The sequence below is a fragment of the Arthrobacter sp. P1_C12_2 genome, assembly GCF_056406415.1.
Map to the genome: position 1 here is coordinate 168008 of NZ_JBFUAF010000009.1, position 17564 is coordinate 185571.

The following is a 17564-nucleotide window of genomic DNA, read 5'->3' on the forward strand; positions in this document are numbered from 1 at the left end:
TAACTGGAATGCGGCCAATGCGCACCTTTGGGACGCACAAGCCGGAGGTGCGGTCACGGTCGCGGTCCGGACCGGCTCCCGCGATTAGGCTTGAGCCATGACCCGAGCCGACGCCTCCGCCCCCAACTGGTCCTTCCGCGCGGACGAGGCCGCCCGCTCGGTGACCAGGCTCTTCGGGCAGCGGCTATTCTTCCTCCCCGGAACCCACATCGCGGCGATCCTCCGGCCCTCGGGCCGGCTCAAGAACCTCTCGCGGCCCTGGCACTACTGGTGGCAGGCGCACTACCTGGACTGCCTCGTGGACGCCGGCCGCCGGGAGCTGGGGTCGCCCGGGAATCCGGGAGCCAAGTTCGACGGCGAGAACCGGCCCAGCGCCGGCCGGCTCGCCTCCCGGCTGGTCACGGGCATCCGGCTGCGCAATTTCCTCACGGTGGTCAACAACTACTACGACGACATGGCCTGGCTGGCCCTGGCCACGCTCCGGCTGGACAAGCTCGCCGAGGACACCCGCAAACACACCGGCCGGGAGCGCAACGCCAAGGTCCTGCAAAGCCTGACCCTGCAGTTCGACTCCGCCTCCACGGACGACCTGGGCGGCGGCACCTTCTGGAGCACGAAGCGCGACTTCAAGAACACGCCCGCCACCGCACCCGTGGCCCTGTACTACGCGCGGACCGGCAACACGGCCAAGGCGCAGTCCCTGCTGGACTGGCTGGACGTCAGGCTCTACGAGCCCGAGCAAGGCCTCTACCGCGACGGCCTGCGGATTTCCGGGGCGGGGGATGTGGTGCTGGAAGAGACCATTTACACCTACAACCAGGGGCCCGTCCTCGGTGCCCTGCTGGAACTCGGGGGCGAGGCCAACCTCGGGCGCGCGGCCGCACTGGTGGACGCCGTGGCGCGCAATCTCACGCAGCCGGCCCCGCTGCTGGGCCGCACCGCCGCGGTGTTGCGCTGCGAGGGAACGGGCGACGGCGGACTCTTCACCGGGATCCTCGTCCGCTACCTGGCCCTTGCCGCCGTCGACGAACGCCTGCCCGCCGAAACCCGGGCCAGCGCGGCGGCACTCGTGACCGATACGGCAGAGGCGCTCTGGGAAGGCCGCCGGATCCTCCCGGCGCACGACCGGCTCGCGCGCCCCGGCAGCCACCTGGTCTTCTCCGACCGCACTGAAGCGCCGGCACGCCGCAGCTACCCGGAAGGTGCCGCCGTCGAGCTCTCCACACAGCTCCAGGCCTGGATGGTGCTGGAGGCCGCCGCATCCATCGCTCCGAGGGCCGCCGCGTAACCCGGCACCAATTACGTCACGCAATAGTTTCGTAATTCATGTGATCCTCATCACTTAAGCGAGGTTCAGGTTGGTCGCTTAGGTTTGGCTAACCTACAGTCTTTCTTAGTGAGCATGCCCTAACTTCCCCGCTCACGGGGGCAGGGCACTACGACGACTTCCTTGCAGAAAGTAGCCCCATGAAGATCCGCACCAACGCGCTGGCGGGCATCGCTCTGGCCGCCACAGCCGCCCTGGGCCTGGCCGCCTGCGGCTCCGGCTCCTCCACCCCGGCTGGCAGCAGCGCCGTCAACGGCTCCTCCGCCGGCGAGATCACGGTCTATAACGCCCAGCACGAATCCCTCACCAAAGAGTGGATCGACGCCTTCACCGCCGAAACCGGCATCAAGGTCACCGTCCGCCAGGGCGACGACACCGAAATGTCCAACCAGATCGTCCAGGAAGGCCAGGCCTCACCGGCCGACGTTTTCCTCACCGAGAACTCCCCCGCCATGGCCCAAGTGGAAAACGCCGGCCTCTTCGCGGACGTGGACAAGGCCACCGTGGACCAGGTCCCCGCCGAATTCCGCCCCTCCACCAACAAGTGGACCGGCATCGCGGCCCGCTCCACCGTGCTGGTCTATGACAAGACCAAGCTGACCGCAGACAAGCTGCCCAAGTCCATGCTGGACCTGGCCAACCCCGAGTGGAAGGGCAAGTGGGCCGCCTCACCGTCGGGCGCCGACTTCCAGGCGATCGTCTCGGCCCTGCTGGAACTCAAGGGCGAAGCCGCCACTGAGGCATGGCTCAAGGGCATGAAGGAAAACTCCAAGCCGTACAAGGGCAACAGCACGGCTATGAAGGCCGTCAACGCCGGCGAAGTCGACGCCGCGCTGATCTACCACTACTACTACTACGGCGACCAGGCCAAGACCGGCGAGAACTCCAACAACGTCACGCCGTTCTACTTCAAGAACCAGGACCCGGGCGCCTTCGTCTCCATCTCCGGAGGCGGCGTGCTGAAGTCCTCGAAGAACGCCGCGGCCGCCCAGTCCTTCCTGAAGTTCATCACCGGCAAGAAGGGCCAGGAAGTGCTCCAGAAGGGCACCTCCTTCGAATACGCTGTCGCCTCGGACGTCCCGTCCAACGACAAGCTGGTTCCGCTCAAGGAGTTGCAGGCCCCCACCGTGGATCCCGCCAAACTCAATTCCGCCAAGGTCACCGAACTGATGACCCAGGCAGGACTGCTGTAACTGCAGTGACAAGCAAGCTGGCGGTCCCCGGTCCATCTGATGAAAAGATGACGGACACGACGACGGCGGGCAGGGGCAAACGCCCCCGCCCGCCTTTCGGCGTCTCTGCCGTGTCCATCATCGCGGTCCTGATCACCCTGTTTTCCCTCGTGCCCCTGGCCTACGTGGTCTTCATGACGGCCACCACCGGCTGGGACACCGCCGCCGCCCTGATCTTCCGCCCGCGCGTGGGCGAACTCCTGCTGAACACGGTGCTGCTGACCGTGGTGACGGTGCCGCTGTGCCTGGTCCTGGGCGTCGGCGGCGCGTGGCTGGTCGAACGCACCAGCCTCGTGGGCCGGAAGTGGTGGGCCGTGCTGCTCGCCGCCCCCCTGGCCATCCCGGCCTTCGTCAACAGCTACGCCTGGGTTTCCGCGGTTCCCTCCCTCGGCGGGCTCTGGTCCGGGGTCCTGATTGCCACGCTGTCCTACTTCCCGCTCGTGTACATCCCGGCCGCCGCGACGCTCAGCCGTCTGGACCCGGCGATCGAACAGTCCGCCGCCTCCCTCGGGCTCGGCGCCTGGCGCGCGTTTTTCCGCGTGGTGCTGCCGCAGCTGCGCGTCGCCATGACCGGCGGCGGGCTGCTGGTCGCGCTGCACCTGCTGGCCGAATACGGTGCCTTCGCGATGATCCGCTTCGACACCTTCACCACCGCGATCATGGTCCAGTACCAGTCCACGTTCAACGGCACCGCCGGGAACATGCTGGCCAGTGTCCTGGTGTTCCTGTGCCTGATACTGCTGCTCGTGGAGGTCCGCAGCCGCGGCAGCGCCCGGTACGCCAGGATCGGCTCGGGGGCCCAGGCGCGCGCCTTGCGCCTGCCCCTGCACGCCTACCAGTTCCCCGCCCAGCTGTCCCTGTTCGCCCTCACTTCTCTGGCGTTCGGGCTGCCGCTGACGTTTGTGCTGCGCTGGATCGTCGCCGGCGGCCCGGAAATCTGGGCTGCCGAAGAGTTCATGCCGGCGCTCCTGCAGACCTTGGCCTACGGCCTGGCGGCGGCCGTCGTGACCACCGTGGTCGCGTTCCCCCTGGCCTATCTGGCCGTGCGGCGTCCCGGCTGGTTCAGCAAGTCCCTGGAGCTGTCCAACTACATCACCAGCTCCATGCCCGGGATCGTGGTGGGCCTGGCCTTCGTGACCGTGAGCATCCGGATGGTGCCCAGCATGTACCAGACCTCAGCGCTCCTCATCGCGGCCTACGTGCTGTTGTTCCTCCCCCGGGCCCTCGTGAACATCCGCTCGGGGCTGTCCCAGGCACCGAAAGAACTCGACGAGGCCGCCCAGGTGCTCGGCAAGCCGCCGCTGCTGGCCTTCCTGCGCGTGACACTGCGCCTCACCGCCCCCGCCGCGGCCGGCGGCGCGGCCCTTGTGTTCCTGGGAATTGTCAACGAACTCACGGCCACCCTCTTGCTTTCGCCCAACGGGACGCGCACACTCGCCACCGAGTTCTGGAGCAAGAGCAGCGAGATCGACTACGCCGGCGCCGCCCCCTATGCGCTGCTGATGATCCTGATCTCGGCACCCATGACCTATCTCCTCTTCCAGCAGTCCAAGAAAGTAGCCGGACAGTGACCGATGTATACCCGTCGCGCGAGGCCCCCTCGCGTCTCCCCGAGCCGCGGGTCGCGGCTTCCGTGGCCACCAGCACCAACAGCCACCTGGAAATCGACGCGGTCACCAAGAACTTTGGGCCCCAGGCCGTCCTCAAGGGCGTCAACCTCGCCGTCGCCAGGGGCGGAACGACGGCGATCGTGGGACCCTCCGGCTCCGGCAAGACCACGCTCCTGCGCCTGATTGCAGGCTTCGAACACCCCGACACCGGCAGCATCTCGCTGGACGGCAGCAAGGTGGCCGGGGAGAACGCGTGGGTCCCCGCCCACAAGCGGCACGTCGGCTACGTGGCCCAGGACGGCGCCTTGTTCCCTCACCTGACGGTCGGGCAGAACATCTCCTTTGGCCTGGACTCCGCGCAGCTCCCCGGCGGGCACCGCGGCGTCAAGGCTCGGGTGGGCGAGCTGCTGGAAATGGTCTCGCTGGATCCGGCCATGGCCAAGCGCCGCCCGCACCAGCTCTCCGGCGGCCAGCAGCAGCGGGTCGCCCTGGCCCGGGCGCTGGCCCGCAAGCCCGCGCTCATGCTGCTGGACGAGCCGTTCTCCGCCCTGGACGCCGGCCTGCGGGTGGCCACCCGCCGCGCCGTGGCCCAGGTCCTGAAAGACGCCGGCGTCACCACGATCCTTGTCACCCATGACCAGGCCGAGGCGCTGTCCTTCGCCGACCAGGTGGCTGTGATGCGCGGCGGCCGGCTGGCCCAGATCGGCAACCCGTTCGTCGTCTACACGCGCCCCGCGGACCGCGCCACCGCCGAATTCCTGGGCGACGCCGTGATCCTGGACGCCTGGATGGAAGGCTCCCTGGCCACCTGCTCCCTCGGCGGGATCCCCGTGCGCCGCCCGCCGGCCCAGGGCCGGGTCCAGCTGATGCTGCGGCCCGAGCAGATCCGCATTTCCGAGGACGGCCCCATCCGCGGCACAGTGGTGGACACGGACTACTTCGGCCCCGAGACCACGGTGCGGCTCCAGCTCCCCGTCCCGCCGGTCCTTGCCGCCGGCGCCGTCCCGGACCACCGCTACCCCGGCGGTGGGGAAATCATCACCATCCGGCACTGGAACGCCTCGATCGCCCGCCCCGGCACGGAGCTGCGGCTTCGCGTGGTGGGCGAGGCCGTCGCGTTCCCGGTGGATGAGCAGCAGTCCCAATAGTCCGCTGCTGTCCGGGCGATGGGTTGACCAGTGATACCCCGCGCACGAGAATGCGAACCATGAATGATCATCGCGGCTTTTCGGAGCCGACTCCATTCACTGCCGATGACTTCGCCGAGCGGTTGCGGCGGGCAGCCCACGCCGCCAAAGATGCCGGGCTTGACGGCATTCTGGTCACTCCCGGACCGGACCTGCTGTACCTCACCGGGTATGCACCCGTGGCCATCACTGAACGCATCACCATGCTCGTGATCCCCGTCGACGCGGAGCCTGCCATGATCGTTCCGAGGCTCGAGAGGCCCGACGCCGAAGCGGCCGCCGGCGCCTCGATTCTGCGGATCACCGACTGGACCGACGGGAGCGACCCGTACACGGAATCTGCGACGCTGATGGCCGGCACCGGACGTTATGCCGTCTCTGACTCGGCCTGGGCCATGCACCTCCTCGGCCTGCAGGATCGACTGCCCAAGTCGTCCTACGTCTCGATGACGACCGCCCTGCCGATGCTTCGGGCGATCAAGGATGACGACGAGATCGAGCGGCTGGCGGCGGCCGGCGCGGCCGCGGACGAGGCGTACGAGGAGATCGTCACCGTGCGGTTCGCTGGGCGCAGCGAGACCGACGTCGGCTCTGATCTCGCCGACCTGCTTCGCCAGTTCGGTCATTCGCAGGTGGACTTCACCGTTGTCGGTTCGGGTCCGAATGGAGCCAACCCTCACCACGAGATCGGCCCGCGGATCATCGAGGACGGAGACATGGTGGTGCTCGACTTCGGCGGCCTCAAACACGGCTACGGATCAGACACGACGCGGACCGTGCACGTCGGCGAACCCACCGCCGAGGAGCGCGAGGTTCACGACGTCGTCAGACTCGCACAGCAGGCCGGGTTCGAGGCCGTGCGGCCAGGCGTCGAGTGCCAGGAGATCGATCGCGTGTCCCGGGCGGTGATCACCGCAGCCGGCTACGGCGACTACTTCATTCACCGCGTCGGGCACGGAATCGGACTGACGACTCACGAGCCGCCGTACATGGTCGAGGGCGAAACCCAGATCCTCCACCCCGGTATGTGCTTCTCGATCGAACCCGGAATCTACCTGCCGGGCAGGTTCGGCGTACGGATCGAGGACATTGTGACGGTCGTTCCCGACGGCGGACGGCGATTCAATAAGACCTCGCACGAGATGAGAATCGTCCACTAGTTAGCCGACGTGGGCAGCTCAGTTGAAACGCTGACCGAAGACTATGGCATCCAGATCATTGGGAGTTTACGGTGGCTCCATGAGGGACGGGAGGCTGCTGATCATGTGCGGGACGACAGAGTTCAATGACGCCCTCGACCACTACGAGACGGAAGGCTGGCGCCGTGCGGAAACTGATCTACGGCATGAATCTCTCCCTGGACGGCTACATCGCCGCGGCTGGCGATGACATCGGCTGGAGCGGGCCGAGCGACGAACTGTTCCAGTGGTGGCTCGACCAGGAGCGGGCTAGCAGCCTGACGCTGTACGGCCGCAAGCTGTGGGAGACAATGAGTTCCTACTGGCCGACCGGCGACCAGCAGCCCAACGCCACCCTGGCGGAGATCGAGTTCGCAAGGAACTGGCGGGACACGCCGAAGGTGGTGTTCTCCTCGACGATCGACAAGGTCGACTGGAACACCCGCCTGGTCACCGGCGACGCGATCGCCGAGATCACCCGGCTCAAGGCCGGGGACGGCGGCACGATGAGCGTCGGCGGCGCAACGCTCGCCGGGGCGGTCATGCGGGCCGGGCTGATCGACGAGTACACGATCGTGACCCATCCGGTCCTGGTGGGCGGCGGCACGCCGTTCTTCACCGCGCTGGATAGCTGGGTGAACCTGAACCTGGTGGAAACGCGGACGTTTCCCGGCGGGGTGGTTCTGGCCAGGTACGAGACGAGGCGCTGAGCGCGATCCCTCCGCGCGATCGGGGAAGTACTCCACCACCAGCGGCCCCACGTCTGTTGGCAGCAGCCAGGCAGCAGGCGGACCTTCTGGCCGCCGGCGGCCGACGCCATGACCTCTTAGGCTGTCGGCACCGGGCCGTGGCGCGTTGAGACCGCCCGGTGCCCGGCATAGGGTGGTCGGATGACTGTTCAGCCTGGCCTGCACCGCCAACACTGCTCCGTTGCCGCCCCCACCCAGCTGTGGCTCGATCCTGACGGCCGGCTGGCCGGCGAGATCAAACCCCCCGGAGCCGGTGACTCTGCTGAGCCGGCCGGGTTCACCGGGCTGCTCCACGGCGACACCCGGATGCTCTGCCGGGCGCTCGTGCGCGTCAACGGCCTGGAACCCGAACCGGCCGCCGTCGAGACCGAGCCCGGCGGCGTCCTGCGCGTCCGGGGCCTGGTCCGGGGCATCCCGGGACCCACGGAGGATCCCGCCGTCGAGCTCCTGCAGACCTGGACCGTGACGCCGGGAGTGGTGCGGCACACCCTGCAGCTGCGCACCTCACTGGATTCCCTCGACGTCGAAATCGACGTCGAACTCGCCGCCGACTTCACCGACATGGCCCAGATCCGCCTCAGCCGCTTCCGTGACGCGTCCGGTCCGGTCTCTGCCCACGAGTCCGCGCTGCGCTGGAAGGAGGGCGGCAAGAGCCTGGCGGTCGCGGCCCCCGGCGCCGTCACCCCGGATGGCCACCTCGTCTGGCGCGGAACCCTGGGCCGGGGCCGGCCGTTCGAGGCCGAATGGCAGGCCGTCCTCACGGACCATGACGACGCCGTGGTGGCGGCCCGCCCGCCCGCGGCCCGGCCCCCGCGGACCGGACCGGCCGGGGCCCTGGGCCTGCTCCTGGACAACTCCCTCGATGACGTGGCCGGGCTCCGGCTGGCCACCCGCCAACTGCCGGATGCCCCGTTCATCGCCGCCGGGGCGCCCTGGTACTTCACGCTGTTCGGGCGGGATTCGCTGTGGGCGGCGCGGCTGCTGCTGCCCCTGGACACCGGGCCGGACCACGGGCTGGCGGCGGGCACACTGCGCGCACTGGCGGCCTTCCAGGGCACCCGGACGGACGCGGCGGCCGCCGAGGAACCCGGCAAGATCCTGCACGAACTGCGGTCCAAGGAACTCGTGCTGGAGAGCCAGAACCTGCGCCTGCCCCCGGTGTACTTCGGGGCCGTGGATTCCACCCCGCTGTGGCTTTGCCTGCTCGGTGAACTCTGGCGCACCGGCCGGGACGAGGACGCTGTCCGGTCGCTGCTGCCGAACGCTGCACGCGCCGCGGAGTGGCTGCTCGCGGCCGGCACCACCGGAACGGACGGCGCAGCGGGCAACGGCGCAGCGGACAACCGCGGGCCGGGCAACGGCGGGTTCCTCAGCTACCGTGACTCCACGGGGCACGGCCTGAGTAACCAGGGCTGGAAGGATTCCCGGGACGCCATGCAGTTCCGCGACGGCCGGCAGGCCGAGGGGCCGATCGCCCTATCCGAGGTGCAGGGCTACGCGTACCAGGCAGCCATGGAGACGGCGGAGCTGTTCGACGCTTTCGGGGAACCCGGCGGCCAGGCGCTTCGCGACTTCGCCGCGGCCCTCCGGCTCAGGTTCCGGGAGCGTTTCTGGGTTGAGGACGACGGCGGGCCGTTCCCCGCCATGGCCCTGGACGGGCACGGGGTTCCCCTGGACATCCCGGGCTCGAACATGGGGCACCTGCTGGGCACGGGCATCCTGGACGCGGCCGAAGCCCGGATCGTGGCGGACCGGCTGGTGAGCCCCGAGCTGTTCTCCGGCTACGGCGTGCACACGATTTCGCGGCGGGCCGCAGGGTTTTGGCCCTTCAGCTACCACTGCGGCTCGGTCTGGAGCCACGACACCGCCATCGCGATCCGCGGCCTCCTGGCCGACGGTTTCATCGCCGAGGCACGGACCCTCGCCGACGGGCTTATCGCGGCGGCGGCCTCCTTCGGGCACCGGCTGCCGGAGGTGTTCGCCGGGGTGCGGGCCGAGGACTCGGGCGTCGCGGTGCCCTATCCGGCGTCGTGCCACCCGCAGGCGTGGTCCTCAGCCTCGGCGGTGGTGATCGCCCAGGCGATGGGCGTCGGGCTCTGACGGGCCTGCGCCTGCCAGGCTAACTTCGGCCGGGCGAACCTCTGCCGGCGCGGGCGGGGTCAGCTCGGCCGGTGTCAGCGGCCCGGGCCGCGGGGCCACAGTGGCGCGCAGCCCGTCGGCCAGGATGACGATCCCGGTAACGGCAAGCGCCAGGCCCATGGAGGCGAGCACGTCCGTCAGCCAGTGATAGCCCAGGTACAGGCGGCTGAAGGCGACTAGCAGCGTCCCAGCGGCTGCGGCCGCGAAGGCGAGCACCGACGTCGTCCGGGCGCCCCGGCCCGCCACCAACAGGTAGCTGAGGACGCACAGGAAGACGCCGGCACCGAAGGTATGGCCGGAGGGAAATGACAGGGCGTCGTCCGGTCCCAGCAGGAAGCCGCTGGCGGCGGGGCGGCCGCGGCCGACGTCGTGCTTGATCAGCGTGGACACCGCGAAAGTGGCCGCCATGGCGCCGACTAAAAGGCCGGGACGCCAGACTTCCCGTTTCCAGACCGCCCAAGCCAGCGCAACTGCGCAGCCGATCACCGTCATCCACAGTGGCGAGGTCACCGTGGTCACGGCCGTCAGGATGGCGGTGGCGAGCGGGTTCCGGGACGCCACGAGTCGATCGTGCACGGGCGCGTCCAGCGCGGCCACGCCACTGTTCGACTGCACGGCGGCGAGCACGGTCCAGAAGATCGTCTCCCCTGCGATCAGCAGGCCCGCAGCCACGAAGAAGAGCCGCCGCTGGGACGGCAGCGGCAGGCGGGCAGGGGGTCGCGGGGCACGCTGGGCAAGGAGCATCCGCCCAATCCTGCCAGAGGCAACTCCCTGCAGCCCGCAAGGCCGCTGGGAATTCTCTGGGATGCTGGGCGGGGGGACCACTAGGGTTCCGGGGGCCGCTTGGTCTGCGGGTACGGCGTCTCGAACCGGGCCAGCATCTCCACGAACCCGGCGATCTTCCGCTCCCGGGTGGAGGCCTGCTTGACCGCGTTGGTGCGGTAAATCAGGGCAAACCGGTTCACGGACGTCAGGACCTCGAACATCGCCTGCGCCCGGGGCTCCGCCGCGATGGCCGCGGCGAGGTCATCCGGGACTTCCGCCGTCGCTGCACCGGAATAGGCGGCCTCCCAGCGCCCGTCCGCCTTCGCGGCGGCGACGGCGGCCTGCCCGGCCGGGGCCATCCGCCCCGCCGACTCCAGACGTCCAATCCGCTCCACGTTCCGCGCGGACCAAACGCTCTTGGGTCCCCGCCGGGTCATCCGCTGGAAGGAGCTCTCCTCGTCCCGCCGCCTGCCCTGCCCGTCGATCCAGCCGAAACACAGTGCCTCCTGCAGCGCGGCCTCGTAGTCCAGCTCGGTCACCGATCCGCCCTTCTTGTGCAGCACCAGCCACACGCCGGGACTCTGCGCATGGTGCCGTTCCAGCCAGGCGCGCCACTCGGCGGCATCCTTCACCAGCAATTCCTCAAGTTCAGCAGCCATGGCCCCATTGTGCCCGCAGGGCTGACCGGATGAGCACTTTGGTGGCACCATGTCTTGTGGAGCCAATCCCGTCCCTCGCAAGGAGATCCCATGCTGCGCGTCCGCCCAATCCACTACACCTCCCGCATAGACCAGTGGGGGCAGCTCCTATCCGCCCTCGGCATGGTGAGGACGGTCGACGACGGCGACTGGCAGGAGTACGACGCCGGTTCGGGCCGGCTCGCGCTGCACCGCGTCGCGGCGGGTGCCGGGGCCGCCGGCGGCGGCGGGGACGGCAAGACGGACTTCGGCGTCGAGGTCGGCGACCTGGCAGAATTCGCGCGCCGCACCAATCTGGCCGGCGTGGAGGACGGGACCACCCCGGCCGAGCTGGTCAGCGCCCGCCACGGCGACGCCTGCCGCATCACGGGCGAGGACGGGTTCGGATTCTTCGCGGACAAGGCCGCCCACGGCGCGCAGTGCGCGGACGCCGACCCTGCCCTCGCCGTCGTCGAAGTCTGGTTCACGCCGGACGCTGCCGCCGCCGCGCAAACCCTGCGGAACATGGGCGCCCGGCTGCGCCCGGCCCCGGACGACGACGAAACGGCGGATTTCACGGCGAAGAACGGCGGCGTGCTGATGGTCCGGACCGCCACCGGCGCCGCCCGGACCGGCCTGGGCTTCGAGTACACCGGCGACCTCGCCGCCCTGCGGGACCGCCTGACGGCCGCGGGCCACTCGGTCAGTCTGACGGAAGAGGCCTTCGGCCGGACCCTGCACGTGGCCAACCCAGACGCCGCCGATCTGCCGGAGAACCCCAACGGGGCGATGCTCTGGATCTCGCAGAAGCCGGAAGGCGCCTGAGCCGGTCCCCCGCCGCGTCCGCGGTCAGCCCTCCAGCGCCCCGTTGCAGAGCCGGTTCACTACTTCGGTGAGCATCGTCAGTCCGGCCACGATGTCCTCGTCCGTGGTGTACTCGTGCTCGTTGTGGGAGATCCCGTCCACGCTGGGCACGAACAGCATCACCGTCGGGACCAGGTCCTTCATGTTGGTCGAATCGTGCCCGGCCAGGGTCATGACCGGCTTGTTCGCCAGGCCCAGGTCCGCCGCCACCTTGGCCGCGAGTTCAACGCCCTCGGGCTGGTAGGGGGTCACGGGCCAGGTGTGGGAGTGGTTGCGCTCCACCGTGACGTTCGCCAGCTTCTCGATCCCGGCGATCCGCTCGTCCAGCAGGGCGTCGGCCTCGGCAAGGACGGCTTCATCGGCGCTGCGCAGGTCCAGCAGCAGGCTCACCCGGGAGGGCACCACGACGGGCGAGTTGGGGTAGACGTTCAGTTGCCCCACGGAGGTGTGCAGCACGCCGGGGAAGGTGTCGGCGAGTTCCCGGGCGGCGACCACCATCATGGAGGCACCCAGCAGGGCGTCCTTCCGGTCGGCAATCACGGTGGAGCCGGTGTGGGCCTGCTCGCCGTGGACCACGAACTCGTATTTGTTGGCCGCCCAGTTGGAGTTCACCAGGCCGATGGTGATGCCTTCGCGCTCCATGCTCCGGCCCTGTTCGATGTGGATCTCCGCGCAGTAGGCGGCTTCGGGGCCCTCGTAGCTCCCCCGGCAGCCGATCGCGTCCAGTGCCTCGCGGACCGAGACTCCGGCCGCGTCCGTGGTGGCCAGCGCGGTCTCGAGCTCGAGCTTTCCGGTGTAGACGGAGGAACCCATCATGGACGGCTTGAAGCGGGAGCCCTCCTCGTTGAACCAGTTGACCACCGCGATGTTGAACCGGGGCTGCCCGGCAGCTCCGGCCACGGCCCACTGCTCCACGAGCCGGAAGGCCGCGTGGGTTGCGGCAAGCACGCCGTACGCGCCGTCGTAGCGTCCCGCCGTCGGCTGGGAATCCATGTGGGAGCCCACCACCACGAAGGGTGCACCCGGCGCGGCCTCATACAGGCCCCACTGGTTGCCGGCCCGGTCGAACCGAACGGTGAAGCCCTTGGCCTCCAGCAGGCCCGTGAGCCACTGCCTCTGCTGGCCGTCCGGCACGCTGGCCGCCTGGCGGTCCACGCCGCCGTTCTCGGTGGCACCGAATTCGCTCATGATGTGGAAGTCCCGCACGAACGCGGCGTCTGGGGTGTTGAAAATGGTCTGAGTAGTCACGGTGTGCCCCTATGAACGGTTGGTAGCTGGGTGGAAGTATGGACCGGTTGCGGCCGAATCGGCCGCAACCGGGGACGTGATGCCGGGGGTCCGGAACGTAAAGGTCCCCCCGACGGCGGTAGCCAGCACCTGGAGTTCGGCGATGCTGCCCGCGGTGAGCGGGGACCCGGACAGGACAGTGAAGTCGGCCAGCTTCCCGGTGGTCAGTGAGCCTTTGATGCCGGACGTGCCGGTGGCTGCGGCGGCTCCGGTGGTGTACGCCGCCAGGGCCTGGAGCGGGCTCAGCCGCTCGTCCGGGTTCCCGAAAACGGCCCCGGAGGCGGTGCGCCGGTCCACGAAGGCCTGCATTCCGCGGAGCACGTTGCCGTCCGCCACGGGGCGGTCGGAGCTGCCGGCGAGCGTCACCCCCGCGGCAAGGAACGACGCGGCCCGGTAGGCCCAGCCGAGCCGTTCCGGCCCGAGCGAAAGCGTCATGCCGTCCCCGCCGTCGAAGAAGAAGCTGGCCTGCGGGGTGACGGCGATGTTCGCGGCGGCAAGCCATGGAAGCTGTTCCGGCCGCGTCATCGAGGCGTGTTCGATCCTGTTGGGCACGGCCCGGGGGCCGTATTTCGCGGCGCAGCCGTTGATGATCTCGATCGCGAGGTCMACGGCGCGGTCGCCGATYGCGTGCGCCGCGATCGACCAGCCGGCCGCGTAGGCGGCCTCGATCTTTGCCCGGAGCGTCTCCGGTTCCGCCTGGAAGTAGCCGGTGTTGCCGGTGTTGTCCGTCCCGCYGTGGCTGCAGTAGTCCTGGCTGACCGCGGCCGTTTCGCCGAGCAGTGAACCGTCCAGRAACACCTTCGCCGGGCCCAGGGACAAGTATTCGTTTCCGAATCCGCTGTACATACCCAGGTCAAGGCCTACCGCTCCAACGGCGCCATGCCCGTCCACCGGGTGGAGCGTGTCAAGGACGGGCATCAGCTGGGCCCGGGCGTGGAGCCTGCCCGCGGCTGCCGCCCGCTGGTAGGCCGCCAGCTCCACGGGGCTGTGCCCGATCCAGCCGCCGCCGATCCCGGCCTCGGTGAAGCTTGTGATGCCCTCCGCGGCGTAGCGGCTGGTGGCGCGGTCCAGCGCGGCTTCGATCGCCTCGGACGAGTACGGCAGGATCAGCTGCTGGATCAGCTGCTGCGCCGTTTCCTGGACCAGCCCGGTGGGGAGGCCGGCGGCGTTGCGGACTATCACGCCGCCGTCGGGATCCGCGTACGACGCCGATTCGGCGCCGGCCAGCCGGAGCGCGGCGGTGTTCACTACGGCCATGTGGCCGGAGTTGTGCCGGATGAACAGCGGCCGATCCCCGGTGATCCGGTCCAGCACCGCAATGTCCGGGAACTCGCCGCCGTGCTGCGTTTGGCTGAAGCCGGTGGCCATCAGCCATTTCGTGTGCTGATCCGGGGTCCTTTCCTCATCGGTTATGCCAACCGTTGCCATGTCCGCTTCCAGCAGGGCGTAGAGCTGGTCGAGGCCGCGCGCGGCGGAGACGTCCAGTTCGCCCAAGCCAAGCCCGAACCAGGTGGTGTGGCAGTGGGCGTCGATGAAGCCGGGAGTCACGGTGGCGCCGCCGAGGTCCAGGACCTCGGCGGCCTCCATCGAGTCCAGGTCATCGTCGAGTCCCACAATGCGGCCCTGCCAGACCCCCAGCGAGGTGGCATGCGGGCGGCGGCCGTCCATGGTGATGATGTCCGCGTTGCGCAGCAGCAGGTCGAGTTTCATGGGATTACCTAGCGTGGTTCTTTAGCGGTGGGAGGTGGTGACTGACTTGATGCGGGTGTAATCCTCCAGGCCAAAGACGGACAAGTCCTTGCCGGTGCCGGAGTGCTTGAAACCGCCGTGCGGGGCCTCGGCGGGGATCACCTGGTGGCAGTTGATCCAGACGGCGCCGAAGTCCAGTTCGTTGGAGACCCGGGTGACCACGCCGTGGTTGTTGGACCAGACGCTGGAGGCCAGCGCGTACTTGGTGCCGTTGGCGAGCTCGATGGCGTCCTCCTCCGTGGCGAACGGCTGCACCGTGAGCACTGGACCGAAGATCTCGTCGCACACCACCTCGTCGGTCTGGAAGACGCCGTCGATCACGGTGGGCTCGAAATAGTAGCCGGTGCCGGTGCGCTTGCCCCCTGCCAGGACCGTGGCGTTCGCGGGCAGCCGGGACATGAAGCCTTCCACCCGGTCCAGCTGGGCGGCGCTGTTCAGCGGACCCAGATCCGCGGCGTCGCCGCCGACCTGCAGAGCCTCGGCAGCCGTGGCTAGCGCGGCAGCGAACTCCTGGTGGATGGATTCCTCCACGAGCACGCGGGTCACGGCTGTGCAGTCCTGCCCGGCGTTGAAGAACGCACCGAGCGCGATCTCCCGGGCGGCCAGGTCAATGTCGGTGTCGGCGAAGACGATCGCGGGTGCCTTGCCGCCGAGTTCCAGGTGGACGTCCTTGAGGGTCTTCGACGCCGCGGACATCACCTGTGCTCCGGCCCGGGTGGAGCCGGTGATGGACACCATTTCCGGGATCTCGTGGTCCACCATGGCGGCACCGGTCCCCCGGCCACCGCAGATGACGTTGACGACGCCGGCCGGGTAGGCCTCCTGCGCCAGCTCGCCCAGGACCAGGGTGGACCAGGGGGTGGTGTCCGCAGGCTTGAGGACGAGCGTGTTGCCGGCGGCGAGCGCCGGTCCGATCTTCCAGATGGCCATCATGAACGGGTAGTTCCACGGGGTGATCTGGGCGACCACGCCGAGGGGTTCCCGCCGGACGGTGGAAGAAAAGCCGCGGACGTATTCGGTCTGCGCGGTCCCGGACACCACGCGGCAGGCGCCGGCGAAGAAGCGGAGCTGGTCGGCGCCTCTCAGGATCTCGATCTCGCGGGTGATCTGGCGGGGCTTGCCGGTGCAGGCCACCTCGGCGTCGAGGAGCCTGTCGACGTTGGCCTCGATGAGGTCGGCGAGTTTGAGCATCATGGCCTGGCGTTCGGCCGGGGTGGTCCGCTTGTAGCTCTGGAAGGCGGTGTGGGCGGCCTGGAACGCGCTGTCCACCGTGGCTGCGTCGCTGTCCGGGGCGGTGCCGAGCTGGACTCCGGTGGCGGGGTCGAAGAACGGCAGGGTGGCCGCGGCGTCAACAGCCTGGCCGTTGATGATGTTCTTGAGCGTGATCATGTGGGGCTCCGGTCAGTTGCTCTTGGGGGAACGGGTGGTGGGGTCCTGCGGCAGGTGCAGCACGGCCGGCAGCCCGGACTCGACGGCGCGGCGGAACGCGGCGGCGAAGTCCTCGGCCTTCTCGATGCGTTCGCCGTAGCCGCCGTAGGAGCGGGCCAGCGCGGCGAAATCGGGGTTGGTCATGTGCGTGCCGGAGGGGCGGCCGGGGTAGTGGGCTTCCTGGTGTTCGCGGATGGTGGCGAAGATGCCGTTGTCCACCACCAGCACGATGAACTGGGCTCCGTGGCCCATGGCGGTGGCGATTTCCTGGCCGTTCATCATGAAGCAGCCGTCGCCGGCCACCGAGATGACCTGCCGGCCCGGGTAGGCCAGGGAGGCGGCCACGGCAGCGGGGATGCCCATGCCCATGGCGCCGTTCCGCGGGGCCGCCAGGGAGTTGGCACTGTTGTGCTGCAGGTAGCGGGCCGGCCACAAGGCGTGGTTGCCGGCACCAAAAGTGAGTACGGCGTCGTCGGCCATTTCCTGCTTGAGGATGTCCATGACAAGACCGAGGTCCACCCCGGTTCCACCGTCAGGCTGGGCGGATGAGAACTTGAGATAGTCGGCACGGGCCTCGGCGAACCAGCCGGCCGCCGGCCGCACGGCGGATTCCGTGCCGGCCAGGAGCATGGAGAACGCGGTGACATCCGCGGTGATGTGCTGGTCCATCCGGCCGAAGTGGCCCAGCAGGTCAGCATCCAGGTTGACCACCACGGTTGCGGCGTCGAGGCCGCGCTTGTAGCCGTCGGAGAGGACGTCGCCGCGGACGCAGCCGAGGAAGACCAGCAGGTCGGCTTCGTCGAGCCGTTCGGCATTGGCGTCGCTGCGGCCATAGCCGAGGAAACCGGCGTAGGCGTCGGAGCGGTGCGGCACGGCGTCGTACGCGCGGAAATCGGCGACGACGGGGACGCCGTGGCGGCTTGCCCAGCCGGCCAGGGCCTCGCCGGATTCCTGGGTCCAGCCTTCGCCGCCCACCACGATGAGCGGCTTGCTGGCGGCGGCCAGCCGGCTTTCGAGTTCGGCCAGGGCCGGGGCCGCAGGTGCCGGGCGGGAGACGATGCGCGGTTCCACGGTGCCGGATTCAATGGCGTGGACCAGCACGTCCTCGGGAAGGCCGATCACCACGGGACCCGGCCGGCCGCTCAGGGCCGTGAAGATGGCATCGTCCACCACGCGGGCGGCGGAAGCGGCGTCGTCAAGCGTCACGACCTTCTTGGCGGTGCTGCGGAACCAGGCGTTGATGTCGAATTCCTGGAACGACTCCCGGCCGCGGTCCGCGACCGGGATGAGGCCCACGAACAGGATCAGCGGGGTGGCGTCCTGGTGTGCGGTGTGGATGGCGATGAAGGCGTTGGCGGCACCGGGACCACGG

14 protein-coding genes are annotated in these 17564 nt (G+C 69.2%); 8 read left to right on the forward strand and 6 right to left on the reverse strand.

The features are described 5' to 3' along the window. The first annotated feature begins 97 nt into the window (after positions 1–97). From AC1DZQ_RS12045 to AC1DZQ_RS12075, 7 genes are all read left to right on the forward strand, one after another. Positions 98–1288 (forward strand): glycoside hydrolase family 76 protein, encoded by a 1191-nt coding sequence (locus tag AC1DZQ_RS12045; protein ID WP_476963728.1) that lies wholly within the window; start codon positions 98–100, stop codon positions 1286–1288. 179 nt (positions 1289–1467) lie between these two features. Continuing rightward, positions 1468–2520, forward strand: a complete 1053-nt coding sequence (locus AC1DZQ_RS12050; RefSeq protein ID WP_476963729.1) for an iron ABC transporter substrate-binding protein — start codon at positions 1468–1470, stop codon at positions 2518–2520. A gap of 47 nt (positions 2521–2567) precedes the next feature. Further along, positions 2568–4130: an ABC transporter permease gene (locus AC1DZQ_RS12055; protein WP_476963730.1), complete on the forward strand. Its 1563-nt coding sequence runs from the start codon at positions 2568–2570 to the stop codon at positions 4128–4130. Next, the gene (locus AC1DZQ_RS12060; RefSeq protein WP_476963731.1) at positions 4127–5317 is read left to right on the forward strand and encodes an ABC transporter ATP-binding protein; all 1191 of its coding nucleotides are present in this window, start codon (positions 4127–4129) and stop codon (positions 5315–5317) included. Before AC1DZQ_RS12055 ends, AC1DZQ_RS12060 begins: the two co-directional genes overlap by 4 nt. 59 nt (positions 5318–5376) lie before the next feature. Continuing rightward, positions 5377–6516: an aminopeptidase P family protein gene (locus tag AC1DZQ_RS12065; RefSeq protein WP_476963732.1), complete on the forward strand. Its 1140-nt coding sequence runs from the start codon at positions 5377–5379 to the stop codon at positions 6514–6516. Between the two features lie 164 nt (positions 6517–6680). Continuing rightward, on the forward strand, positions 6681–7244 hold the full coding sequence (locus AC1DZQ_RS12070; RefSeq protein ID WP_476963733.1) for a dihydrofolate reductase family protein: 564 nt from the start codon (positions 6681–6683) through the stop codon (positions 7242–7244). A gap of 180 nt (positions 7245–7424) precedes the next feature. Continuing rightward, positions 7425–9383 carry a glycogen debranching N-terminal domain-containing protein gene (locus AC1DZQ_RS12075; RefSeq protein ID WP_476963734.1) on the forward strand — a complete coding sequence of 653 codons (1959 nt, stop codon included), beginning with the start codon at positions 7425–7427 and terminating at the stop codon, positions 9381–9383. On the opposite strand, the gene AC1DZQ_RS12080 is transcribed toward AC1DZQ_RS12075, so the two are convergent. After that, positions 9336–10166: a phosphatase PAP2 family protein gene (locus tag AC1DZQ_RS12080; protein ID WP_476963735.1), complete on the reverse strand. Its 831-nt coding sequence runs from the start codon at positions 10164–10166 to the stop codon at positions 9336–9338. The two genes, AC1DZQ_RS12075 and AC1DZQ_RS12080, sit on opposite strands and share 48 nt — an antisense overlap. An 80-nt stretch (positions 10167–10246) precedes the next feature. Further along, positions 10247–10846: a YdeI/OmpD-associated family protein gene (locus AC1DZQ_RS12085; RefSeq protein WP_476963736.1), complete on the reverse strand. Its 600-nt coding sequence runs from the start codon at positions 10844–10846 to the stop codon at positions 10247–10249. Between the two features lie 90 nt (positions 10847–10936). Here AC1DZQ_RS12085 and AC1DZQ_RS12090 point away from each other — a divergent pair, with 90 nt between their 5' ends. Continuing rightward, a complete protein-coding gene (locus AC1DZQ_RS12090) occupies positions 10937–11689 on the forward strand; it encodes a VOC family protein (protein WP_476963737.1) in 753 nt (250 codons plus the stop codon). 24 nt (positions 11690–11713) lie between these two features. Here AC1DZQ_RS12090 and AC1DZQ_RS12095 read toward each other — a convergent pair whose 3' ends face one another. The 4 genes from AC1DZQ_RS12095 to AC1DZQ_RS12110 form a co-directional block, all read right to left on the reverse strand. Beyond that, positions 11714–12976, reverse strand: coding sequence for a M20 family metallo-hydrolase (locus AC1DZQ_RS12095; protein WP_476963738.1), 1263 nt, complete (start codon positions 12974–12976; stop codon positions 11714–11716). 9 nt (positions 12977–12985) lie between these two features. Further along, the gene (locus tag AC1DZQ_RS12100; RefSeq protein ID WP_476963739.1) at positions 12986–14725 is read right to left on the reverse strand and encodes an amidohydrolase; all 1740 of its coding nucleotides are present in this window, start codon (positions 14723–14725) and stop codon (positions 12986–12988) included. 21 nt (positions 14726–14746) lie between these two features. After that, the gene (locus tag AC1DZQ_RS12105) at positions 14747–16153 is read right to left on the reverse strand and encodes a gamma-aminobutyraldehyde dehydrogenase (protein WP_476963740.1); all 1407 of its coding nucleotides are present in this window, start codon (positions 16151–16153) and stop codon (positions 14747–14749) included. Between the two features lie 12 nt (positions 16154–16165). Beyond that, the coding region (locus tag AC1DZQ_RS12110) for a thiamine pyrophosphate-dependent enzyme (RefSeq protein ID WP_476963741.1) at positions 16166–17564 on the reverse strand (1399 nt) is incomplete at its 5' end.